General features: G+C 65.3%; 22 protein-coding genes. 12 read left to right on the forward strand and 10 right to left on the reverse strand.

Annotation, left to right across the window (positions count from 1 at the left end; all coding sequences use genetic code 11):
• Positions 1-1,242 carry a uroporphyrinogen-III synthase gene (locus tag AB0L58_RS36085; RefSeq protein WP_364394424.1) on the forward strand — a complete coding sequence of 414 codons (1,242 nt, stop codon included), beginning with the start codon at positions 1-3 and terminating at the stop codon, positions 1,240-1,242.
• The gene (locus AB0L58_RS36090) at positions 1,239-2,099 is read left to right on the forward strand and encodes a sirohydrochlorin chelatase (protein ID WP_364394426.1); all 861 of its coding nucleotides are present in this window, start codon (positions 1,239-1,241) and stop codon (positions 2,097-2,099) included. Before AB0L58_RS36085 ends, AB0L58_RS36090 begins: the two co-directional genes overlap by 4 nt.
• A gap of 262 nt (positions 2,100-2,361) precedes the next feature.
• Here the strand turns inward: AB0L58_RS36090 and AB0L58_RS36095 are convergent, their stop codons facing one another.
• From AB0L58_RS36095 to AB0L58_RS36115, 5 genes are read right to left on the reverse strand one after another with little or no spacing between them, the layout of a single operon-like run.
• The gene (locus AB0L58_RS36095) at positions 2,362-2,733 is read right to left on the reverse strand and encodes a hypothetical protein (protein WP_364394428.1); all 372 of its coding nucleotides are present in this window, start codon (positions 2,731-2,733) and stop codon (positions 2,362-2,364) included.
• A gap of 28 nt (positions 2,734-2,761) precedes the next feature.
• Positions 2,762-3,316, reverse strand: coding sequence for a DUF3558 domain-containing protein (locus AB0L58_RS36100; protein WP_364394430.1), 555 nt, complete (start codon positions 3,314-3,316; stop codon positions 2,762-2,764).
• Complete coding sequence (locus tag AB0L58_RS36105) at positions 3,262-3,639, reverse strand: hypothetical protein (RefSeq protein WP_364394541.1); 378 nt, start codon at positions 3,637-3,639, stop codon at positions 3,262-3,264. The genes AB0L58_RS36100 and AB0L58_RS36105 overlap by 55 nt, the downstream gene beginning before the upstream one ends.
• Positions 3,632-3,955: a hypothetical protein gene (locus tag AB0L58_RS36110; RefSeq protein WP_364394432.1), complete on the reverse strand. Its 324-nt coding sequence runs from the start codon at positions 3,953-3,955 to the stop codon at positions 3,632-3,634. The genes AB0L58_RS36105 and AB0L58_RS36110 overlap by 8 nt, the downstream gene beginning before the upstream one ends.
• Positions 3,955-4,437: a hypothetical protein gene (locus AB0L58_RS36115; protein ID WP_364394434.1), complete on the reverse strand. Its 483-nt coding sequence runs from the start codon at positions 4,435-4,437 to the stop codon at positions 3,955-3,957. The genes AB0L58_RS36110 and AB0L58_RS36115 overlap by 1 nt, the downstream gene beginning before the upstream one ends.
• 116 nt (positions 4,438-4,553) lie before the next feature.
• Here AB0L58_RS36115 and AB0L58_RS36120 point away from each other — a divergent pair, with 116 nt between their 5' ends.
• From AB0L58_RS36120 to AB0L58_RS36130, 3 genes are all read left to right on the forward strand, one after another.
• Positions 4,554-5,714 (forward strand): helix-turn-helix transcriptional regulator, encoded by a 1,161-nt coding sequence (locus AB0L58_RS36120; protein WP_364394436.1) that lies wholly within the window; start codon positions 4,554-4,556, stop codon positions 5,712-5,714.
• A 238-nt stretch (positions 5,715-5,952) separates the two neighbouring features.
• Positions 5,953-6,216, forward strand: a complete 264-nt coding sequence (locus tag AB0L58_RS36125) for a type II toxin-antitoxin system prevent-host-death family antitoxin (RefSeq protein WP_364394438.1) — start codon at positions 5,953-5,955, stop codon at positions 6,214-6,216.
• Positions 6,213-6,614: a type II toxin-antitoxin system VapC family toxin gene (locus AB0L58_RS36130; RefSeq protein ID WP_364394440.1), complete on the forward strand. Its 402-nt coding sequence runs from the start codon at positions 6,213-6,215 to the stop codon at positions 6,612-6,614. The genes AB0L58_RS36125 and AB0L58_RS36130 overlap by 4 nt, the downstream gene beginning before the upstream one ends.
• Here AB0L58_RS36130 and AB0L58_RS36135 read toward each other — a convergent pair.
• Complete coding sequence (locus AB0L58_RS36135) at positions 6,605-6,931, reverse strand: helix-turn-helix domain-containing protein (RefSeq protein WP_364394442.1); 327 nt, start codon at positions 6,929-6,931, stop codon at positions 6,605-6,607. The genes AB0L58_RS36130 and AB0L58_RS36135 overlap by 10 nt on opposite strands.
• A gap of 552 nt (positions 6,932-7,483) precedes the next feature.
• On the opposite strand from AB0L58_RS36135, the gene AB0L58_RS36140 reads away from it, so the two are divergent.
• On the forward strand, positions 7,484-8,302 hold the full coding sequence (locus tag AB0L58_RS36140) for an alpha/beta hydrolase family protein (RefSeq protein WP_364394444.1): 819 nt from the start codon (positions 7,484-7,486) through the stop codon (positions 8,300-8,302).
• A 1,131-nt stretch (positions 8,303-9,433) separates the two neighbouring features.
• Here the strand turns inward: AB0L58_RS36140 and AB0L58_RS36145 are convergent.
• The gene (locus AB0L58_RS36145) at positions 9,434-10,054 is read right to left on the reverse strand and encodes a hypothetical protein (protein WP_364394446.1); all 621 of its coding nucleotides are present in this window, start codon (positions 10,052-10,054) and stop codon (positions 9,434-9,436) included.
• Between the two features lie 256 nt (positions 10,055-10,310).
• Complete coding sequence (locus tag AB0L58_RS36150) at positions 10,311-11,270, reverse strand: helix-turn-helix domain-containing protein (RefSeq protein ID WP_364394448.1); 960 nt, start codon at positions 11,268-11,270, stop codon at positions 10,311-10,313.
• Between the two features lie 129 nt (positions 11,271-11,399).
• On the opposite strand from AB0L58_RS36150, the gene AB0L58_RS36155 reads away from it, so the two are divergent.
• From AB0L58_RS36155 to AB0L58_RS36170, 4 genes are all read left to right on the forward strand, one after another.
• The gene (locus AB0L58_RS36155; RefSeq protein WP_364394450.1) at positions 11,400-12,311 is read left to right on the forward strand and encodes an NAD-dependent epimerase/dehydratase family protein; all 912 of its coding nucleotides are present in this window, start codon (positions 11,400-11,402) and stop codon (positions 12,309-12,311) included.
• A 230-nt stretch (positions 12,312-12,541) separates the two neighbouring features.
• Complete coding sequence (locus tag AB0L58_RS36160) at positions 12,542-15,100, forward strand: AAA family ATPase (protein ID WP_364394452.1); 2,559 nt, start codon at positions 12,542-12,544, stop codon at positions 15,098-15,100.
• A 583-nt stretch (positions 15,101-15,683) separates the two neighbouring features.
• Entirely contained in the window at positions 15,684-15,908 is a 225-nt protein-coding gene (locus AB0L58_RS36165) for a hypothetical protein (protein ID WP_364394454.1), read from the forward strand.
• Positions 15,909-16,086: 178 nt separating this feature from the next.
• On the forward strand, positions 16,087-16,710 hold the full coding sequence (locus AB0L58_RS36170; RefSeq protein WP_364394456.1) for an AMP-binding protein: 624 nt from the start codon (positions 16,087-16,089) through the stop codon (positions 16,708-16,710).
• A 50-nt stretch (positions 16,711-16,760) separates the two neighbouring features.
• Here AB0L58_RS36170 and AB0L58_RS36175 read toward each other — a convergent pair whose 3' ends face one another.
• Both AB0L58_RS36175 and AB0L58_RS36180 read right to left on the reverse strand, forming a co-directional pair.
• Complete coding sequence (locus AB0L58_RS36175; RefSeq protein ID WP_364394458.1) at positions 16,761-17,213, reverse strand: VOC family protein; 453 nt, start codon at positions 17,211-17,213, stop codon at positions 16,761-16,763.
• A 105-nt stretch (positions 17,214-17,318) separates the two neighbouring features.
• On the reverse strand, positions 17,319-17,738 hold the full coding sequence (locus AB0L58_RS36180; protein ID WP_364394460.1) for a pyridoxamine 5'-phosphate oxidase family protein: 420 nt from the start codon (positions 17,736-17,738) through the stop codon (positions 17,319-17,321).
• A 156-nt stretch (positions 17,739-17,894) separates the two neighbouring features.
• Between AB0L58_RS36180 and AB0L58_RS36185 the strand changes: the two genes are divergently transcribed.
• Entirely contained in the window at positions 17,895-18,614 is a 720-nt protein-coding gene (locus AB0L58_RS36185; protein ID WP_364394462.1) for an alpha/beta hydrolase, read from the forward strand.
• A gap of 441 nt (positions 18,615-19,055) precedes the next feature.
• Positions 19,056-21,413, forward strand: a complete 2,358-nt coding sequence (locus tag AB0L58_RS36190) for an FdhF/YdeP family oxidoreductase (protein ID WP_364394464.1) — start codon at positions 19,056-19,058, stop codon at positions 21,411-21,413.
• The last annotated feature ends 57 nt before the right edge of the window (positions 21,414-21,470 follow it).

Consider the following 21,470-nt stretch of genomic DNA (forward strand, 5'->3'; position numbering starts at 1 on the left):
ATGACGACGATCGATACGGGCGCCTGCCTGGCCGGTTTCACGGTCGGCGTCACGGCCGCCAGGCGGGCCGACGAGTTCGCCACGCTGCTCACCCGACGGGGCGCCGGTATCATTGCCGCTCCCGCCATCCGGATCATCCCGCTGGCCGATGACAACGAATTGGAGCGGGTGACCCGTGAGATCGTGGCCGATCCGCCGCAGATCGTGGTGGCCACCACCGGCATCGGATTCCGCGGCTGGATGGAAGCGGCCGAGGGCTGGGGCATTGCCGAGGATCTGCGGCTGACGCTGTCGTCCACCAGGATGCTGGCGCGCGGGCCGAAGGCCAAGGGTGCCATCCGCGCCGCCGAACTGCGCGAGGAATGGTCGCCCGCGTCCGAATCGTCGGCCGAGGTGCTCGACCACCTGCTCGCCGAGGGCGTGGAGGGCGTGCGGATCGCGGTCCAATTGCACGGCGCGACAACCGAATGGGAGCCCGTACCCGACTTCTGTGAGGTATTGCGTTGTGCCGGTGCGGATGTCGTTCCGGTGCCGGTGTATCGCTGGGTGCCGCCGGATGATCAGGGACCGATGGACAACCTGATCGAGGCCATCATCACCTCCAGCCTGGACTGCGTGACCTTCACCAGTGCGCCCGCGGTGGCGTCGATGTTGATGCGCGCCAAGGCAACCGGGCTGCTGGAGGGTGTGCTGCACGCGCTGCGCGGACGGGTGCTGCCCGCCTGCGTCGGACCGATCACCGCGGCTCCGCTGGAGGAACTGGGTGTGGCGACGTCGATGCCCGGACGAGCGCGCCTCGGTGCGCTGGCCCGGCACGTCGCCGAGGAATTGCCGCGGCGCGCCAATCGGATTCAGGCCGCCGGACACGCCATCAGCGTGCGCGGGGCATGCGTGGTGGTCGACGGTTCGGTGCGTCAACTCGCGCCCGCGCCGATGGCCTTGATGCGATCGCTGGCGCGCCAGCCCGGCCGGGTGGTGTCCCGGGAGGATCTGCTCGCGGCACTGCCCGGCGGCGGTGACGACACCCATGCCGTGGAGACCGCCATCGCCCGACTGCGCGCCGGGCTCGGCACCCCGAAAGCCATTCAGACCGTAGTCAAACGGGGCTACCGACTGGCGCTGGACGCCGCCGATTGCGCCGACGACTTTCCACGTACCGTCACCAACGGCCGTGCGCCGGTGGCGGGCATCGGTTCTCCCGCCCGCGCGCCGAGGTACGTACAGACTGCGGGGAGCTGGTGACGGCTCCGGCCCTGGTCCTGGTCGCACACGGCACCAGGAGCACCAGGGGTGTGCAGATGATCGCCGCGCTCGCGGAGGCGGTGACACGAGAGCTCGGGGGCACGGCAGCCGGCGGAGCCGGTGGTGAGTACGGCGTCGCGATTTCGGGGCGCGACGCCGATACTTCCGCGGTTTGTGCACAGCGCGCCGTCGCTCGCGGGCCGGAGGCCATCGAGAAGCCTTGGGTGCGTACCGCTTTCGTGGATGTGCTCGGTCCATCGCCGTCCGAAGTGCTGCGGGATCTCACCGATGCCCGAGGGGAATCGGTTCCCGCCGTGGTGGTTCCGGCGTTTCTCGCATCCGGATATCACGTCTACCAGGATGTGCCGCGCGAGGTGGCCGAGAGCGGTCATCCCGAGGTCGCGGTGACACCCGCGATGGGACCGGATCCGGCATTAGCCCGCATCATGGCCATGCGGCTGCGTGCCGTGGGCTGGCGCCCAGGTGACGCCGTCGTCTTCGCGGCCGCCGGATCCTCGGATGCCCGTGCGCGCCAGGATGTTCGGCGTGCGGCGGGCATGCTGGCCGAACATCTGGGTGTCCCGGTTCGCATCGGCTATGTCGCCACCGGAACCCCACGCGTGCCGGAAGTCGTTGCCGAACTTCGTGAGTCGGGTGCGCGGCGCGTGTTCATCGCCTCGTATCTGCTGGCCCACGGCCTGTTCCAACAGCGTCTGCACGAGGCCGGAGCCGACGGTGTCGCCGAACCGATCGGTGTTCACCCGGCGGTCGTCCGTCTGATCGCCGACCGCTATCGGGACGCCGTCCGAGAGCTGATGCGTGCCAGCGCCTTTCCTGTAGAGGTCAGCGGGGCGTAGCACCCGCGCGATCCGACACGAATTCGCCGACCGCGCGGTGAGCCGATGGCCGAAGTCGCCCGCGTCGGCGCACACAGCGTCCGGTAGAGACTGGGATCGTGGCGGCGCGCATCTTTTGTCGCGCCGCGCACGAATTCGCGGGATAAAGCATGCGTGACGGGTGAATTGGTGCGCAGCCCGGCGCATAACGGGGGCGATCGGTGATCGTCGGGCGATTGGTGATCAGCGGCGCGACGTTGTCAGGCGCGGCACTTGCAGGCTGTTACTGGATCTGGATACCGGCGATGCTCTGGGCGTTCTGCTGCTCCTGCTCGGTGATCCGCTGGACCGACACCTTGATCGTGTCGCGGATCAACTTCACCACCTCGATGTGCTCGGCGAGTGCGGAGTCGACATCTCCGTCGCCGCCAATGGCTTTCTCGCCCAGCATTTTTGCCAGCTGGTCGGCGCATTCGAATCTGCCTAGACCGGTGACGGTGTCCATGCGCTTGAGCAGACCCCGGCAATCTTCATAGATTTGAATCTGTTTCTCGCAGGCCGCGTAGCAGTCGTTTGCAACTGATGGGTCAAGAGTCAGCCGACCCGCTTGCGCTTCATCCGCGAGATACCGCCAGCGGGTGATTTCTGCGTCCATGGACATAGCGGCCCCCATTGTCGCTCGGTCACTGTGGCAACAATGGAACCACAATCTCGGCAACCGCGGTAGCGCGGTCACACGGTGCCACTGGACTGCTTGCTTCCTGCTTCAACACCGTCACCAAGAACGCGCCCTGCTTGGCTGGAAACAAAAGATTGCACTGGTCACCACGCTTGTCAGCCGCTGGTCGGTACGAGACGCCGGCACGCCCCCCGACGTTGACAGGGACGAATTCGGCGTTGGCTTCCTTCCTCTTGTAGTCCTCCACGGTGTGGATGGTGGACCACACGTCGACGTCGAATGTTCGCTCGGGCTTCGTGTCGTGACCACCGCACAGCTTGAATCCCGGTTCTTGGGTGCCGCCGATATCAGAACTCAGCGTGGATGGGTCGACGCCCATCCTCCGCCAAACATCCTGGGGGATCTGGCAGGGGTCCCACAGCGCCGCCGTAGCGGCTGTAATGTCGGTAGTGGGAGTCGTGCTCGCAGTGGGCGTGCCTTTGGTGGTCGACCCGCAGCCCCCGATCAAGAGAACCACCCCCGCCAGAACCGCGATGACCGTTGTTGCTCGCTGTCGCACCTATACCCCTCCATTCGGCATCCACGGGCCGCATCACAGTGTAGGTCAGGCTCATGGCACCCGGAATGTCCGACAAGCGCAGGCGCATACGGCACGGCGCTGGTCAGGTTGATATCGATTACGTCGGTTTCGTGCAGGTCGTCATACTCGATGAGCCAGCCGTCCGCACCCACCGCACACAGTGAGCCGTCCGCGAGCTCGCACAGCGTGGCGCTATTGGTAGGAGCCAGTTCGAGCTTGCGTCGGGTGTCTTCGTGGAAGGCGGTGAGCAGTGCCTCTACGGTGGGGGTGATTTCGTCTTGGTGGGGTTCGATCTCATCCATCTGCGCTGTGCCCCAACGAGTTGGGGAGATCCGCCGCGTGCAGAAGCGCGGTCCAGTAGTCATTGCGCAGCACGTCCCAGAGGTCGTCGTGCGCGGGCAGTAACTCGCGCGCGTCGGCCAGATCTGGATATACGTCGAACAGGATGGTTCCGGGCTGTGCCTCGGGAAGCGGCGTCCGCGACGGGAGCCGGTGCGCGGTGAACGACTCGCGGGGGAACTGCACCCGCAGTACCCGCGCGGAACTACGGATCAGCTGCCACACCGCAATCTTGTTACCGCACCGAGTTCGGGTGGTACGCAACATATCTCGCCGCATCACTTCACCTCGTGGCTGGCACGCCCGATGTCGGGGGAATCGACACCCCGGCACCGGGACGACTCGGTAGGCGCGGGCTGGTTTGCCCACTCGTGAATCGCATCGGCAAATAACTCGACTACATCGGCCGACGCACCGAAGTAGCCACGGGGCGGCCCGATGAACGGATCTCGTTGGGGAAGATCATGGTTCGGCGTCTGCCGACTTTCCCGACCTCGATGGTTGAAGGTGCGTGCCTGGCCCTGACTACTCTCGCCCCACGCGAACAGCCGCCCCGTCGGAAACTGTGGCCGCAGGTGCCCCTCATCGTCGGGTTCAACGGTTTCCAGCTGCACCCGGTAGCCGGGGCTCCATTGCTGAAGGGCCGCGACGAACTGCACGATCACCTCGGCAGGGGCGGTGTAGGTGGCGGCGGGTTGTCCTGGCCCGGTGCGGAATTCGACCCGGATCAGGACCCGTTGCGGAAGTTTCGGTATATCCAATGCTCGCCCCCTTGGTATGCCCGGTTGGTGGCATCAACCTTGGTTGCCTGCAAGCTGATGGAAGGACAGGGAAGGGACAGCAAGACACCACCCGACCGTCGGTCTACGCTCGGGTGATGGGGAATCATGCAGGCGAAGCCGTCGCGAACGAGCGCAAGATAGCCGGACTGACGCAACGCGCATTAGCGACCCGCACCAACTACTCGCTGTCGATGGTCAAGGCGGTGGAGCAGGGCAGGGAACCGGCGTCACCCGGTTTCCTGTCGGCCGTGGCGAAGGTGTTGCGTATTACCCCGGAGCAGTTGACCGGCGCGCCCTACGCCGATGGGAAACCCCTCTCAGATGCCGTGAACAACCTCGCGGTGCTACTCGCCGAGGGGCGGTACGCCCGCGCCACTGAACCCGGTGATCTTGCCGAGATAGAAACCGACCTGGCTGCGGCGCAACAGTTGTATCGCGGCGACCGCACCCGCCAAACCATCGAAGTACTGCCCGGTGTCATCCGGCGGATACACGGCGCGGTGCGGGAGGAAACCGGCGATCGGCAAGCCCACGCCTACACGCTGTTGACCTCAGCGTATGTGCTCGCGGAATGGTCGGTGCGGCGCACCGGGCATTTGATGCTCGCGCTTCCCGCGCTGGATCTGGCCGATATGTACGCCCCGTACGCCGACGACCCGAACTATGCGGCGTTCTCGGCATTAGCGCGTGCCCGCCTGCTCACCCACTACGGAGAAGCTGGTGTCGCTGCCCATTTGGTCGCCACGGCCATCGCTGCCGCCGACGAGACCCATGTGGGGCATGTGATGGCCGGATACTCCCATCTCGCGGGGGCGATCAATCAGGCTCGCACCCTCGACTACGCCGGGGCGCTGGATCACGTGATGGCGGCCCGCGACTACGCCCGCCGCACTGGGGAAACAGATCTGTACATGACGGCGTTCGGTCCGTTGAATGTCGAGATCCACTCCCACGCAATCGAGTTGGAAGCGGGCGACCCGAACAAAGCCGCCATCGAGGGAGCGAAAATCACCTACTCGGCCGACTCCGCGCCGACCAGGGTCGCGCACCACTGGCAGGACAACGCCCGAGCCTGGTTGATGTCCGGGAAACCAGATAGGGCGCTCGCGGCGTTGAACAAGGCTCGCGCCGCCGCACCCCAACAGACCCGGCTGCATCCCTCGGTGCGGGAAACCGTGTACGGGATCGCATCGGCGCAGCGACGGCAGTCGGATGGGTTACTGGGGTTCGCGTCGTGGCTTGGAGCGACGCTGTAAATCACGCACCCCTGTGGCGATTGTCCCGGTCGCTCATCTTCGCGCCGTCCGAATGGGATGCGTTCACCGCTGGCGTGAACGGTGGCGAATTCGAGCGCCCCTAACGCAATTCGAGGCATGCGCCCCGCCTGAGCCAGTGCTCAGGCGGGGCGTTCCTTATGTACCGCTCATGGCGCGTTATTCCAATCGCCGACCGATAAGCCGTAGCACGGCGTAGCAAGAATGCTACACTGAATTCATGTCTCAGCCTGAGCGGGTTTCGGTGCGTGAACTACGCAATCACGTCAGTGAGGTGCTGCGGCGAGTCGAGGCGGGGGAGACCCTCGAAGTCACCGTGAACGAACGTCCGGTCGCCCTGTTGGTGCCTCGCCGCGAGCGCCCGGCTACCGTAGCGACGCGGGCATTCTTCGCTGATCTGCCGCTCGCTGATCATGGCTTGCGTGATCAACTTGCGGATGAGTTGACCGAGACCACCGACGACACCGCAGGTCCGTGGCGGTGAGTGAGCGCATGACGATCGGCCTGCTCGACACGTCGGTATTTATCGCGCGCGAAAGTAACCGCCGCATCGACATCGACCTGCTTCCGGAGGAATCGGCGGTCAGCGTGGTCACCTTCGCTGAATTGCGGTGGAGTGTGCTGATGTCCGTCGATGATGGGTCTCGTTCCCGCAGGCTGGATACCTTGACGGCAGCGCAACGCTTGCAACCGATTCCGATCGATGAGCGAGTGGCGGCGGCGTGGGCGCTGCTGCGGCAGCGGCTGAAGGCGGCAGGGACGAAGATGGAGATCAACGATTCGTGGATTGCCGCGACTGCGATGGCACACGGATGGCCGGTAGTCACTCAGGACACCGGGTTTCCCTCTGCCGTACCGGAGTTGACTGTCATTCAGGTGTAGCCGGGCGGCCCCCGGGGTTCGCTCAGGCGGATCGGCTGGGGGTGCAGGTGAAGGAGGCGCGGTAGGTGGTTGGGGAGGCCTACGTGGCGGATCATGTGCTGGCGCAAAGATTCTGCGGAGCCGATGCCGCTGTGGCGGGCGACCGTGTCCATGGGCAGGGTGGTGGTGGATTCGAGGAGTTCGCGGGCGCGCTGAATGCGTTGGTGCAGTAGCCATTTCTGGGGGCTGAGGCCGGTTTCCTCGTGGAAGCGGCGAGTCGGGGTGCGCACACTGGTGGCCAGATCGTCCAGGGCCGGGGGGTGTCGTGGCTGTTGCACTATTGTCAATGGTCCGATGCCATCGGCTGGGTGTTTACAGCGGTGCGGAGCGCCACCAAGCGAGGAGTTCGTCCGCGCGATGATATTTCCAGGAGGAAGAATTTATCGCGCATTCTTTCAGGGGCAAGTAGCTAGCGCCTCACCAAACAGGAACGTGTTCCTTCCCATGTGTGAGGAACCGATGGTTCGTGGTTTCTACTTGCGGGCGTGTCTTGCGATCCCACAAAGTCCGTTCGACAGTCCGTTGGCCACGAACCCGGGAACAAACCGAATGGATCGGACGAAAACACCACCAAGGGTGCCAGGGGGCTGACACGGCAGCGGTACGCGCGGGTATGGCGGGCCGCAGGCGAAATTGCCTCGGCCGCAGTGGTTTTGATGCTGGTGGCCGGGGTGGCCGCGGCAGAGCCGCCGACTTCTGGTCCGGACCTCGGCCCGCCGGGCGGGTACCAAGCACCCGCGGAGAACACTGGTCAATCCGCCCGGCCGACGGTCGATCGGATCGAGCCGATCACCGACCGATGGCTGCGGGTGTTCGTACAGTCGCCGGCGATGCACCGTGTCGTGCAGGTGCAGGTGTTGCTGCCCGCGCATCGCGACCGGCCGCGGCCGACGGTGTACCTGCTCGACGGGCGTGGTGCTCCGGAGAATGCCAGCAGCTGGACCGAGCATGGGCGTGCGGTGGAGTTCTTCGCCGACAAGGATGTCAATGTCGTGTTGACCACCGGAGGACCGGCGAACCTCTACACCGACTGGCAACGCCGCGACCCCGTCCTTGGTACCAACAAGTGGGAAACCTTCCTCACCCGTGAGTTGCCCCCGTTGATCGATGCGCACTTCGAGGGCAACGGCCGCAAGGCCATCGAAGGGGTGTCGATGGGCGGCGAGGCGGCGATGATGCTCACCGTCCGCAACCCGGGCCAGTATCGGGCGGTAGCCGCGCACAGCGGCTGCTATACCGTCGCCTCCGGCGCCGGACAGGCCCAGGCCCGCGCCATCGTCAAAACCTACGGCGGCAATCCCGACAACATGTTCGGCCCACCTGATGATCCCGACTGGCTCGCCCACGACGTCATGACTCACGCCGACGCCCTGCGCGGCACCGCGATCTACCTGTCTTCGGGCAGCGGGATCCCTGGCGAGCACGACGTGCTGGGGCAAGGCGACCTGCCCGACGACATCACCGTCGGCGGACCGCTGGAAGCCGGCGCCTACGCCTGCGGCTCTGCCCTCGCCAATCGGCTCGCGCGACTGCAGATTCCCGCGACGGTGAACCTGCGCCCCACCGGAACCCACTCCTGGCCGTACTGGACCGATGAACTGGTTCGGTCCTGGCCCACCCTCGCCGAGGCGCTCTACACCAACAACTGAACGAAGACCCGCCCGCCGCGGTCGGTGTCTGATGCGCGCGGGCAGCGACCTCGACCGCCCGCGCAACCTCGTCGGAATCGGCGGCGATATTCGACGTAGCTCATGGCGGCGGGTGCGCAGCATGTCGGACAGGGTCTTCGTGTCGGCCTTATCGTCCTCGGCCCCCGACAGCGACAGCAGTTCCCGATGTCGCGCAGCAGTTTTCGGGCTGACCCTGTCCACCTGGTAGCCGGCCGCGACCAGTGCCCGCACCCACGGATCGCGATCGGTCTCGGTGCACACCAGCACTTGCCCGAGATCGGAACCCCGCGGCAGGAACCCGGCGATCAGCTCATGCCCTCGACGCCCTCGGGCAGCCTGGCTGCCTTCAGGGTCTTACCTTGTTCGTCTTGCACCGCCACCTCATGGCCGATCCTCGGCCCGACCGTCTCCGACGAACAGCACGTATGCTCCTGAATCCGCCTCGTTCGGTTGTCAGCAGCCGAGGGAAAACTCAACGCCCTAATGGGCCGGTGCTCGCGCCGCTGTGGAAACAACTCCACGACTATCAGTTACTGCGTTGCGGGGCCCGGGTGATCGAGCTCGGCGCCGGCACCGGATCGGCAACCGGGCCGATGCTTCAGGCTGGCGCCTCGGTCACCGCCGTCGAGCCTGGGCCAGCCCTTGCCGCCCGCCTGCACCGCCGCTGGCCGGAAGCCACCATAGTCATCGACAGCGCTGAGACCGCACCCGTTGCCGCCAGCCGCCTTCGACCTCGCTGTCGCGGCGCCGGCAGTCCATTGGTTCGACCTCGAGGTGGTGCTGCCGAGACTTCATCGAACGTTGGTGCCCGAAGGCCATTTCGCCGTCTGGAGGAACGCCTTCGGTGATCCATCGGCCGTCCTCACCCCGTTCCGGCAACGGGTCGCGGAGATTACCGCGCGCCGCGGTGACCGATCACCACCGCGCAGACCAGCCGAACTCGATACCGACGATTGGGTCGACCGGTTGACCAGCAGGCGGCATTTCGTCGCCACCCACGTCGAACAGTTCTCCTGGACAATCGAACTGAGCACCGAGCAGATCCACGATCTGTTCACCACTCAGAAGTCGCGGCCAAATCTCGGGCGCCAACTATGTGGCGGCCGCGAATCATTCGTGCCGTGCGACGATCTCTCGAAGGTTGGCCAGCGCGGCTTGTTGTTCCGTATCGTCCGCGTACCAGCCAAACCAGGCTCGGTCCCTGATGATGTCTTCGGGAGTGAATTCCTGGGCGAACTGGTACACCTGAAGGCAAGTATCGAACCCGCATTCATCGAAGAGGACCAAGCCCTCGCTGCGGCAATAGTCGACCACTCCGTCGGCGATGCGCCATCGCTGGCCGTCGTACCAGAAGACGCCGCCTGCGAGATGGATCGTGTCTTTTGTCTCCGGGTTGGTGAGATTGAAGGATTGGCTGTTCTCCGGACGGTTGCGCACCAGCCGGACGAGGTCCTCGGGCACGCCATCGTAAAGTCGTTCTTGCAGTTCGTAATTGCCCTCGTCGACGTAGAGGTTGAGAGCCTCTTCGTGATGGAAGGTCAGCAACATCACGCGGTCGTCCGGGCTGAAGTACCAGACCGTCGACTGCCCGCTTCCGTCCTCCCATCCGTACCGCTTGGCACCGTCCACCGTCGTCGGCTTGCTCTCGAACAGTTCGCCGATGATCGCGGCGCGGCGACGCAACTCCGAAAGCGGAGTCGCCTCCAAAGCTGCCCAGGTCTCTTCGCTCATGCGCGCAAGGGTATTCCAGCAGGTCCGGCCTGAGGTAGCTCCCGGTTGAAGGAGCACCGACGTATTGCTCGTGCACGACGGGATCTCCGATAGCGTGTCCCACAGACAACCCGATCGGCGCACTGATGGCATCGCCCAACCGCACGGCCGGCTGCCGATCGGGTTCGCATTGGTACCTGTGCACCTGGCCGCGAGCATCCATCCACTGTGTCGATGCGGGGTTTCTTCGCGGATCCGCCTTTTGCGGATGCCGGATTCAGCTTGTCGATGACGGAGTGCGGGTGAAGGAGGCGCGGTAGGCGCTCGGGGGTAGGCCCACGTGGCGGATCATGTGCTGGCGCAGGGATTCCGCGGAGCCGATGCCGCTGTGGCGGGCCACCTGGTCCATGGGCAGGGTGGTGGATTCGAGGAGTTCGCGGGCGCGCTGAATGCGTTGGTGCAGTAGCCATTTCTGGGGGCTGAGGCCGGTTTCCTCGTGGAAGCGGCGGGTGAGGGTGCGCACGCTGGTGCGGGCGTGGGTGGCCAGATCGTCCAGGGACAGGGGAGTGTCGAGGCGTTCCATGGCCCAGGTGCGGGTGCCCGAGAGCGAGAGGCCGTTCTCCGGCGGCAGTGGCGAATCGACGAATTGGGCTTGGCCGCCGGGACGCACCGGGGTGACGACGGCGGCGCGGGCCGCGGCATTGGCGACCGTCGCACCGTAGTCGGTGCGAATCAGGTGCAGGCACAGGTCGATTCCGGCGGCGGCACCCGCGGCGGTGGTCACCGGTCCGTCCTCGATGAACAGTGCGTCGGAGCGCACGGTCACGTCCGGGAACATCGCGGCGAGTTCGTCGGCCAGGCCCCAGTGCGTGGTCGCGGTGCGTCCGGACAGCAACCCGGCCTGGGCCAATACGAATGCGCCACTGCAGATCGAGGTGACGCGCTTGCCTTGGTCGACGGCCCTGCGCAGTGCCGCGATGGTGGCCGTATCGGCGGTGCCGCGACTGCCGGTGCTCGGCACGATGACGGTATCCGCCTCGTCGAGCGCATCCAGTCCGCGCGGCACCACGACATCGAAGCCGCCCAGCGTACCGGGTACTACGCCGGGTTCGGCGGTGCACACGACCATCCGATAGCACGGCGCACCGTCCACCGTCACCGTGCCGAGCATGGTTCCGGGCATGGCGAGTTCGAAGGGTTTCACCGGTGCGACGGCGACAACGGCCACGGTCTTCATGGCTGGATCCTTGGGATAGATGGCTAATCGGCCACTAGTCTAACGCTCGCGCGCCGGGCAATGTTGATGGCACGCGATCGGCAAACTGCCTCGGTCGCGTGAATCACCTTGTCTCAGAAGGGAAGTCGCATGCCTTCGCATGTCATCGTCGGCCGGGGCGCCACCGCTTCGGCAACCGCCGTCCGGTTGGCCGAATCCGGCGACCAGGTGCGGATGATCAGCCGAAGCGGGACCGGACCGGCGCATCCCGACATCGAGCTGATCGCAACCGATGCCGTGGACGCGACCGCGCTCACCGACCTCGTCAAGGGCGCGGATACCGTATTCAACACCGCGATGCCCGCCTATCACACCTGGCCGGAGGCGGTACCGCCGCTGTTCGGCGCCATCCTGTCGGCCGCGGAACAGTCCGGCGCGAATTACGTAATGCTCGGCAACCTCTACGGTTACGGCCCGGTGGACGGTGCGGTCACCGACGACACCCCGCTGGCTGCCACCGGCCCCAAGGGCCGGGTGCGCGCGCAGATGTGGCGTGATGCCAAGGCTGCGCACGACGCGGGCCGGGTGCGGGTCGCCGAGGTCAGGGCGGGCCAATTCCTCGGCCCCGGTGCGGTATCGCTGTTCTCGCTGCTCGTGCAGCCGAAAGTCGTTGCGGGCCAACTCGCTCTGGTGCCACAGGATCTCGATCTGTGGCATGCCTACACCGCGATCGGTGATGCGGCCGCCGCGCTGGTCGCGGTCGCACGCAGCGAAAACGCTTGGGGGCGTGCCTGGCTCGCGCCGACCATCACCAGCACTTTGCGCGCCGCCGCCGAGCGCTTCGCCGCCGCGGCGGGTGCCCCGGATCCGCGTCTCGAGGTGATGACCGACCGCGAACTGACCCTGCTCGGTCTCACCGATCCGTTCTGGCCCGAATTGTTCGAGACGTACCACATGTCGCATCGCGAGTTCACCGTCGACGACACCACCGTCCTGCAGACCTTCGGACTCACCGCGAGCGCCCTCGACGAGGTCTTCGCGGCGGTGGTTTCGGCGTCTTGATCAGGCCTTACGACGGCGACATCCCGAGCGCATGGAATACCGCGGGCACCGACCGGAACTGCCGTAGGTTGGCCTGCGGAATGTTTCAGCCGCAGGCTTTCCGAAATCCGGGGAGGCGTTGTGACGGGAGCGCGTTGCCGCGGAGCGGTGCCGCTGACGTCTACATGTGGGTCGATCGACGTCGCCTCTGCACAAGCCCTGTCTACTTGCGGGGCCTACAATCGTGTGGTATGGATGTCCGACGCCGGAAAGGTGTAGGCAGCCTACCGGCTGCTACTCACAGCTTTGTCGGTCGAAACCACGAGCTGGAAAGGATCAGCACTCTACTGCTGGGCCCGGCCCGGTTGATCACCCTCACCGGCCCGGGTGGGATCGGGAAGACTCGTCTGGCCGTCGAAGCGCTGCGCCGTTGCGGTAGAGCCGAAGCCGGGAAAACACGAGCGTACTGGGTGCGATTGGCTCGGCTGGCTCCAGATTCGGATACGACCGCAGTGGCGGAAGAAGTAGCCCATGCGGTGATCGAGGCGGATTTCTCCGGGCGATCGGCGTGGGACGCCCTGGTCGATACTCTTACTCGAACCGACACCGCCGGGCGTGCCCCGCACACCGTGTTGGTGCTCGACAACTGCGAGCACGTACTTTCCGGTGTGGGGCCCCTGATCGCCGACCTCATCGACACGGTACCGGGGCTGCGCATTGTGGCCACCAGCCGCGAACCCATCGGCTGGATCGACGAACACCTGATCAACGTTCCGCCGCTATCGCACGGCGATGCACTGGCCCTGTTTCGGCAACGCGCCGAACTCACCGAACATCCCGTCACCGGCAAAGACCAGACCACCACCGCCGCCGAGATCTGTCGCCACGTCCACAACCATCCCCTCTACATCCAGTTGGCGGCCGCACGCCTGCTTCGCCAACCGTTGGCCGGCATCCTGCACGGGCTCACCGGCCACGCTGATGACACTCGACTGAGTTGGTCGCATGGTCCCCGCGTGGGCGTCGACCCGCGCCATCGAGGAGTCGTCGACGTTATCTCCTGGTCCTACGAGCTGTGCAGCGACAAGGAACGTCTGCTCTTCGACCGCCTGTCGGTGTTTGCCGCCGGCTACGACACCAATCCCGACGACACCACAGAGGCTGCACCGGATGTGGGTGCCGAGCTGGACGCCATCGAGACAATCTGCTGCGACGACGAAACCAGCGATACCCAGGTGCTCCTGACCCGGCAGGAGATCGAGGGCCTGCTCGAGCGCCTTGTCGATCAATCGTTGGTCACGACGCACAGGACGGCGACCACGGTGCGGTATTCACTCGTGGAGAGCCTGCGGGTATTCGCCCAGCAGCGACTGCGCCAGCGCTCCACTGCCGCGGTGGACGAACCCACCCGTTTGGCCCAGCGGCACTGCCGCTACTACCACGACAGGATCGCCTACGCCGCAGCCAACTGGTTCGATCCCGCGGGGCAACCCCTGGTGGACTGGGCCAGGACGGTCTGGGCCAACACCCTTACCGCGATCGAAACCAGCATCACCACCCCTGGCCAAGCCAGAGACGGTCTGGAGATCTGTCTCGGGCTGATCACCCTGCAGGTGTGCTTCACCAGCGGCTCGGTACGAGAAATACGCCAATGGACCCTACGCTGCCTCGACGCCACCCGGGCAGCGACACCGCAACCCACCGAACTCCAGATCGGGGCCATGGCCACCATCGCATGGCTCGCCACGCTCCAGGGCACCCTCGAGGATGCCGAACAGCTGCTCGAGGACTGCGTCGCCGCTTGCATCCCCGACCCGGATACCAGGCGTAACTGGCGAGACACCGCCGAGACCGACATCGGACTGCCTGCTCCTGTCGAATTCGCATGGGGGGCGGAGCTGATATTCGCGCGCCGTGACGCCCGCGCCATCGCCGTCCTGAGCCGAGCCCAGGATAAATTCGAGGCCTACGGCGACCGCGGCGCTGCCTCGATGAACGAGCTGTTCACTGCCCTCGCCGCGGGCTTGCTGGGAACCGCGCAGCAGGCCCACGAGATCTCGCAGCGTTACCTCGATCGCGCGACCGTCTCCGGAATTCCATGGGAAAAGGCTTGCGCCGAACTCACCAGGTCGACAGCCCTGACCCGACACGGCGACCCCACCGAGGCATTGGCCCTCGAACGATCCTCGCTGGCATATCACCTCGCCACCAACGAGCAATGGGCCGCGGTGTGGTTGGTGCAGTTCCGGACCTGGTCATTGGCGTACATGATCACCGACTCGATCGCCGCCGGAAAATCCGACCGCAAGAAGTCGGTCGCCCTCGCCACCGAAATCGCCTACCTGGCCGGGGGCACCACAACCCTACGAGCCAAGCTCGGCATCGACATCAAGGCGTCGGGCCCCCTCCTCGACGAATCCGAAAAAGCTATCGCTGTCGCCCGCCGGGTACTGGGGCCCGACGCCTTTGCTGTAGCAAACGCCGAAGGCATGCGTCTGCGTCCGGAAAGAAACGAAGTGCAACGGCTAGCACTGGGCACACTGACCATCGACGCTGCGGCGGACACGGCCGCCACATCGCACTGGCGCGAACTCACCCCGACCGAACAACAGGTCGCGATCCTGGCCGCGGCCGGGTGGACCAACATCGACATCGCCTTCCGCCGTGGAAAGTCGTCCCGAACTGTCGACGCCCAAATCGCGGCGATTTTCAATAAACTGGACATCACTTCACGTGCGGACATATCCGAAAACATCCCCAGTGGATTGGCCGACCGGGTCCGAGGCGAAATCGCCCGACGACCGCGCTGACAGTAGCGAAGGCCTGAAAGACCAGCGGATGTGACCTCGGCGGCGGCGAATTCCCGCAGCACGCCATTGTCGGTCATGGTGTGCACCCGTCGCCGTGGATCGTCCAGGCTGCGGTCTCGACCTTCTGGTCTCCGTACGTGCCGTGCTCGATGCAGATGTCGCATTTTTCGAGGTCAGCCGCCCGCCCGCGCCAGTGGTACTTGTGTTCGCGCCCCTGCTTATGCCTTGTCCATAGGTATATCCCACGTCCGTTACCGATGCGGGGGTCTGGACCTACGGCCCATGCTGGTTGCCGTGCAGCAGAGAAAGGCCCAGGTGACGACGGCGTCACCAGACCTTCAACCACAATCGTGCGACGGCCGAGCTCGACTTCATGTCGTGTCGACGGCAAACAGGTGCGTATATGCCGCCCTGCGATGACAGATCCATCCGGCTGACGGAGGTAATCTCCCGTTGCCGACCGACCGAAACCATTCATCCCATGACAACTGCACTATTACCTCTTGCATACGGGTACTTGCGCGACGATTTGCTCCATGACCGCGACTCGAATTCGAGCGAAGACAGACTGCGGGACACTGCCATGTCGCTCGGATACGAGCTGGGCGCCGTGTTCCGCGAGCCCGCACCGCAGAACGGGACATTGCCCCCGGCGTTCGTCGATCTCGTCCAGGAATGCCGGCGAGCCGCGGCGCACGCCGTGATAACCCTGCGTGGACACATGTCGGATATGTCGGTGTGCCGGATGGTTCTGCTGGCGGTTCTCGAAGTGCGAGCCGGTGCCGTAGTGCACGAAGTCGAGTTGTGAATATCGCCCGGGGTACTTCTCGGTGCCGAAACAGGCCCAGGTCCTTTCGGCGTCTTGATCAGGCCTTACGACGGCGACATCCCGAGCGCATGGAATACCGCGGGCACCGACCGGAACTGCCGTAGGTTGGCCTGCGGAATGTTTCAGCCGCAGGCTTTCCGAAATCCGGGGAGGCGTTGTGACGGGAGCCGACAGCAGTGATGGGCGAGCCGCCGATACGGGTTCGACGGTCCTATTGCCGGAACTGCTACGCGTGGGGACTGTTCCGGATGCCGTCGCCCTGCGCGACGGCGCACGCACGATGACCTATCGAGAGCTGGACGAGCAGTCGTCGAGATGGGCCCGCGAGTTGCTGGCCGGTGGTGCCGGACCGGGTGAGTTCGTGGTGGTGGCCCTACCACGCTCACCCGAATCCGTCCTGGCACTGTGGGCTGTCGCCAAAACCGGAGCGTGTTTCGTTCCGGTCGCCCCGACCGAACCGTCTCGCCGAATAGCCACGGTAATAGCGGATTCCGGTGCTCGACAGGGGATTACGCTCGCCTCCGTCAGGCGGAATCTGCCCCGCCACGGCATCGACTGGCTGATGCTCGACGATTCCGCGGCGGCCGGTCGGGCCGCGCGCCGCCCCGCAACCCCGATCGAAAACAACGACCGAGCGCGCGCCCTACGCCCCGACCACCCCGCCTACCTCCTCTACCCCTCGCACACAACCGGCCCCCCAAAGGGCGCCCTCACCACCCACCGCGCACTCGACCCCCACCTCGACCACCACATCGTGCTGACCGGGCACCCCTTGTCGTAGCCGGGCACCCCGTGTGTGGGGTGCCCGGTCAGCGAACGGGGTGCCCGGTCTCAGGCGTTGTCGTAGGCGTGCTGCAGAACTTTCATGTCGAGTTTGGTCATGGAGCGCAGTGCCGTGGCGACAGCGGCGGTCTTGGTGGGATTCGTACCGTTCATCAGGGTGGGCAGGGTAGCCGGGACAACCTGCCAGGACAGGCCGTAGCGGTCGGTGAGCCAACCGCAGGGGCCGGGCGCGCCGCCATCGATCAGGGCGTCCCACAGGCGATCGACTTCGGCCTGGCCGTCGACGACCACCTGGATCGAGGCGGCATCCGTGAACGGATGCCCGGGACCGCCGTTCATCAGGGTGTACGGGTGACCGTCGAGTTCGATGGCGACGATGAACGCCGAGCCGTCGGGGTGGCGGTTGACCTCGACGATGCGGGAGTTGGGGATCAGCGCGGTGTAGCGGGTGGCGGCTTCCTCCGCGTCGCTGTCGAACCAGAAGAATGTGTTGACCGACATGGTGGGCTCCTCGGCTTGGTGATGACCTACTGTCATCCTTCGGTCGGAGCCACCCCGACGCCTACGACATATCTCCGCGAAATTTCTGAAGAAAATCGAGCGGGGTCAGACGCTGGCGACGGCGATGAAGCGATCGGGACTGATCGTGATGAGTACCCGCGCGCGCTCCACCTCACCCAGCACCGGCCCACTGCCGTACTTCTCCCAGATGCGCTGGGTCCACACACCATCGGTGTCAATGGTCAGTTCGGCATCCCCGATCACCCGCACCTGCCGGTTCGGCCGCTGCCCACCGGTCCGCGACCCCACGACCTCTCGATCGATCACCAACCCGACCCGCGGATTGGCCAGGATCCGCCGCAAATGCGGCCGCCCCGCCCAACTGGTCAGCCGAAAGGCCTGCTGATCCCACAGAAACCACATCGGCGTGACGTGCGGATATCCGGCCGCGTCGATCGTGGCCAGGTGCGCGACGATATCGCTGGCCAGCAACCCGGCAATCTCGGCTCGACGTAACGCCCGCATCCGAAACCCCTCGATTCGAACTTATGTTCGAGTATAGCCGATGAGGCCGGCGTAGCTGGTGTCGGTCGGCCATTGTTCGATCGCGATGCCGATTGCATAATCCGAAGGTCTGTAAGAATGCTCTCAAATTTGAGAATTAGATTTTCAGGAGCCGTGATGGCGACGTTTGTCCTGGTACATGGTGGTGGGCACGGCGGGTGGTGCTATCGGCGGGTATCACGGCTGCTGCGTTCGGCAGGCCATGAGGTGTACGCGCCGACCCTGTCAGGGCTGGCCGAGCGGGCGCACCTGCGCCTCGTGGGCATCGGTTTGGACACCCACATTCAGGATGTCGCATCGCTGCTGCACTACGAGGATCTGCGGGACGTGATCCTGGTCGGCCACAGCTACGGCGGCATGGTCATCACCGGCGCCGCGGACCGCGCCATCGAGCGGGTCGGTCGGCTCGTGTATCTGGATGCCGCCAATCCGGTCGACGGGCAGTCCCTCGTCGATGTCGCTGGCCCGATCATGGAGGCGACCCGGCCGCTCGGGGAGACCATCGAGGGGGTCGAGTTGGTCCTGCTCCCGACCGAGAACGCGGGCCTTTTCTACGGCGTCACCGATGCCGCGGACCTGGCGTGGATGCAGGCGCGGCTGACCGCCCACCCGTGGCAGTGCTTCGAGGACAAACTCGATTTGCGCAACGAGGATGCCCTGTCGGCGCTGCCGCAGTACCACATCGTCTGCACTTCGACGCTGGCTACTCGTGACCCGATGCTGGTCGAGAATGCCCGGTCATCGGGGCGCCTGTGGGACATCGACACCGGGCACGACCTGATGATCACCGAGCCGCAGTCGGTGGCCGACGCGTTACTGGAGATCGCGGCCGACTGAGCTGAATCATCGACGAAATGTGCCCGCTGCTGGAAGAAAGTCCACCGCCCTTGGCGAGGCCGGCATCGCCAGCGAGCCGTCGGTCCGAGTCGATGTGGTGGTGCGGCGGGGCACTGAGGCGTCCGACGTCTGTGCCCGGGACGGGTAGCTGCGTGGGCGATTCCCCGCAGCGCAATGTCCGCGGTCGGAGCGGGGCATACCGGGCGGATACCAGGCTGATCCGGCGTACTGTCGGTGTGGGTGAAGGTCTCTGTCGCTGCAACGACCTCCCCTGCGTCTATTGCCTTGCCAGAGTTCGGACGTCGTCGGCGCGGTCGTCGAAAAATGCACACGTTCAACCGCATGCATGTCCATCGGATAGCCGAACGCATGTCCCGAGCAAGAATCCTTGAAAATCCGACAATCTATCGCGGCACCGGACCATCGAAAGGTGGAGAGACTATGTCGAGTCCACGCGAAGATTTCGGTCCCGACGAAGGCCCGAGCCGGGACCGCGACCAGAACGCGGAGCCGAAGTTCCACCCGTACCACCACCCTGCGGCAGGCTGGGGTGCCGCCAAAAGCGTCACCCGGTTCCTGTTGCGCGAAGGCGAAACGGTGGACGGTCCACGGGCCATCCTGAAGATGAACCACGAGGGCGACGGCTTCGACTGCCCCGGGTGTGCGTGGCCCGACGATATGAAGGGGCTGCGCCTCGACATCTGCGAGAACGGGATCAAGCATGTCGCGTGGGAGATGACCCACAAGCGGGTCGGCCGCGAGTTCTTCGCCGAGCACACGGTGACCGAGCTGTCGCAGTGGAGCGAGTTCGACCTGGAGGATCAGGGCCGGTTGACCGAGCCGATGAGTTACGACCCGGACACCGATCATTACATTCCGATCAGCTGGCAGGAGGCGTTCGAGCTGGTCGGCCACTCGCTCGCCGAACTCGACAATCCCAACCAGGCCTCGTTCTACACGTCCGGCCGGCTCGGCAACGAGGCCACGTTCCTCTACCAGTTGCTCGCCCGTGAACTCGGCACGAACAACCTGCCCGACTGTTCCAACATGTGTCACGAGGCGAGCGGACGGGCGCTGCAGGCATCGCTGGGCACCGGCAAGGGCACCGCCGACCTGAAGGACTGGGAGACCGCCGACGCCTTGTTCATCATCGGTGTCAACGCCGCCTCCAATGCGCCGCGCATGCTGACCTCGCTGGTGGAGGCGCATAAGCGCGGGGCGCAGATCGTGCACATCAACCCACTGGTCGAGGCGGCCGCACGCAAGGCGATCATCCCGCACGACTTCCTGGACATGGCCACCTTCCATGCCACCCCGACCAGCACGCTGAACCTGCAGCCGCGGATCGGCGGTGATATGGCACTGCTGCGGGGAATCGCGAAAGCCGTGCTCCAGGAAGCACGGACAAACCCCAAGGCGATCGATAGGGAGTTCGTCGACCGCCACACTTTCGGCTACGAGGACTATCGCGCGGTGTGCGAGGCGACGACGTGGACCGAGATCGAGCGGCTGTCCGGGGTCGACGTCGCCGAAATCCGAAAGGCGGCGCGCATCTACACCGATGCCGACCGCAGCATCATCAGCTGGTGCTTGGGAGTGACCCAGCACGAGCACGGGGTCGACACCGTGCGCGAGATCGTCAATCTGCTGCTGCTGCGCGGCAACCTGGGCCGCGAGGGTGCGGGCCCGTCGCCGGTGCGCGGGCACAGCAACGTTCAGGGCAACCGGACCTGCGGCATCGACCACCGCCCGACCGAGGCATTCCTGAACCAGTTGGCCGAGGTGTGCGGCATCGACCCGCCGCGTGCGCACGGTCTCGACACCGTGCACACCATCGAAGCGATGCACGCAGGCGGGGTGAAGGTATTCGTCGGCATGGGTGGCAACTTCGCCATGGCCGCACCCGACACCGCCTACACCTACCAGGCGCTACGCAAATGCGAACTGACTGTGCAGGTCAGCACCAAACTCAACCGCAGCCACGTCGTCCATGGCCGACGAGCCTTGATCCTGCCGTGTCTGGGCCGGACCGAGCAGGACCAACAGCGGACCGGAATCCAGGCCACCTCGGTCGAGGACTCGATGAGCATGGTCCATTTGTCGGTAGGTATGAAACGGCCCTGCTCATCACATCTGATGTCCGAGCCCGCGATCATCGCGGGAATCGCCCAGGCGGCACTTCCGAACAGTCCGACTCCCTGGCAGGCCTACGTCGACGACTACGACCGAATCCGCGACACGATGGCCCGAGTCCTCGACGGATTCGAGGACTTCAACCGGCGCGTCCGGCTACCGCTCGGATTCCGCATCCGCCAGCCGGCCCGTGAATTGATCTTCCTCACCCCGTCCGGTCGTGCGGAATTCTCGGCGGCGCAACTACCCGACACCACGGTGGCACCGGGCACCCTGAGGCTGGCCACCGTGCGCTCACACGACCAATGGAATACCACCATCTACTCCGACAACGACCGATACCGCGGTATCGAGAACCTGCGCACGCTGGTCTTCATGAACTCCGACGATATGCGTGAGCGAGATCTCCATGAATTCGACGAGGTCGACATCACCAGCATCGCCGGTGACGGAAGCAGTCGATCGGTGCGGAACTATCGGGTGATCCCCTACGACATCCCTCGCGGTTGCGCCGCGGGCTATATGCCGGAAATGAACGTGCTGTGCGCGATCGGCGACTACAGCACCCAAAGCGATCAGCCGATCATGAAGAACCTCGAGGTCACCATCGAGCGTTCGGTCGCGCCGGACGCCTCGCGGGTGTACCACTCGGCCCAGATGACCTGACCCGAGCGGCCGACCGTCCGACATCTCGACGGCCGGCCGCAACGGCGACAACGGGTG

The sequence above is a fragment of the Nocardia sp. NPDC052112 genome, assembly GCF_040680135.1.
Taxonomy (GTDB): Bacteria; Actinomycetota; Actinomycetes; order Mycobacteriales; family Mycobacteriaceae; genus Nocardia.

What these genes read in the sequence shown, in the direction of transcription:
- AB0L58_RS36085 (WP_364394424.1), top strand. Translation starts at nt 1, where the DNA reads ATGACGACGATCGATACGGGCGCCTGCCTGGCCGGTTTCACGGTCGGC.
- AB0L58_RS36095 (WP_364394428.1), bottom strand. Translation starts at nt 2,733, where the DNA reads ATGGACGCAGAAATCACCCGCTGGCGGTATCTCGCGGATGAAGCGCAA.
- AB0L58_RS36105 (WP_364394541.1), bottom strand. Translation starts at nt 3,639, where the DNA reads ATGGATGAGATCGAACCCCACCAAGACGAAATCACCCCCACCGTAGAG.
- AB0L58_RS36110 (WP_364394432.1), bottom strand. Translation starts at nt 3,955, where the DNA reads ATGCGGCGAGATATGTTGCGTACCACCCGAACTCGGTGCGGTAACAAG.
- AB0L58_RS36120 (WP_364394436.1), top strand. Translation starts at nt 4,554, where the DNA reads ATGGGGAATCATGCAGGCGAAGCCGTCGCGAACGAGCGCAAGATAGCC.
- AB0L58_RS36125 (WP_364394438.1), top strand. Translation starts at nt 5,953, where the DNA reads ATGTCTCAGCCTGAGCGGGTTTCGGTGCGTGAACTACGCAATCACGTC.
- AB0L58_RS36140 (WP_364394444.1), top strand. Translation starts at nt 7,484, where the DNA reads ATGCACCGTGTCGTGCAGGTGCAGGTGTTGCTGCCCGCGCATCGCGAC.
- AB0L58_RS36145 (WP_364394446.1), bottom strand. Translation starts at nt 10,054, where the DNA reads ATGAGCGAAGAGACCTGGGCAGCTTTGGAGGCGACTCCGCTTTCGGAG.
- AB0L58_RS36150 (WP_364394448.1), bottom strand. Translation starts at nt 11,270, where the DNA reads ATGAAGACCGTGGCCGTTGTCGCCGTCGCACCGGTGAAACCCTTCGAA.
- AB0L58_RS36155 (WP_364394450.1), top strand. Translation starts at nt 11,400, where the DNA reads ATGCCTTCGCATGTCATCGTCGGCCGGGGCGCCACCGCTTCGGCAACC.
- AB0L58_RS36160 (WP_364394452.1), top strand. Translation starts at nt 12,542, where the DNA reads ATGGATGTCCGACGCCGGAAAGGTGTAGGCAGCCTACCGGCTGCTACT.
- AB0L58_RS36165 (WP_364394454.1), top strand. Translation starts at nt 15,684, where the DNA reads ATGTCGCTCGGATACGAGCTGGGCGCCGTGTTCCGCGAGCCCGCACCG.
- AB0L58_RS36175 (WP_364394458.1), bottom strand. Translation starts at nt 17,213, where the DNA reads ATGTCGGTCAACACATTCTTCTGGTTCGACAGCGACGCGGAGGAAGCC.
- AB0L58_RS36180 (WP_364394460.1), bottom strand. Translation starts at nt 17,738, where the DNA reads ATGCGGGCGTTACGTCGAGCCGAGATTGCCGGGTTGCTGGCCAGCGAT.
- AB0L58_RS36185 (WP_364394462.1), top strand. Translation starts at nt 17,895, where the DNA reads ATGGCGACGTTTGTCCTGGTACATGGTGGTGGGCACGGCGGGTGGTGC.
- AB0L58_RS36190 (WP_364394464.1), top strand. Translation starts at nt 19,056, where the DNA reads ATGTCGAGTCCACGCGAAGATTTCGGTCCCGACGAAGGCCCGAGCCGG.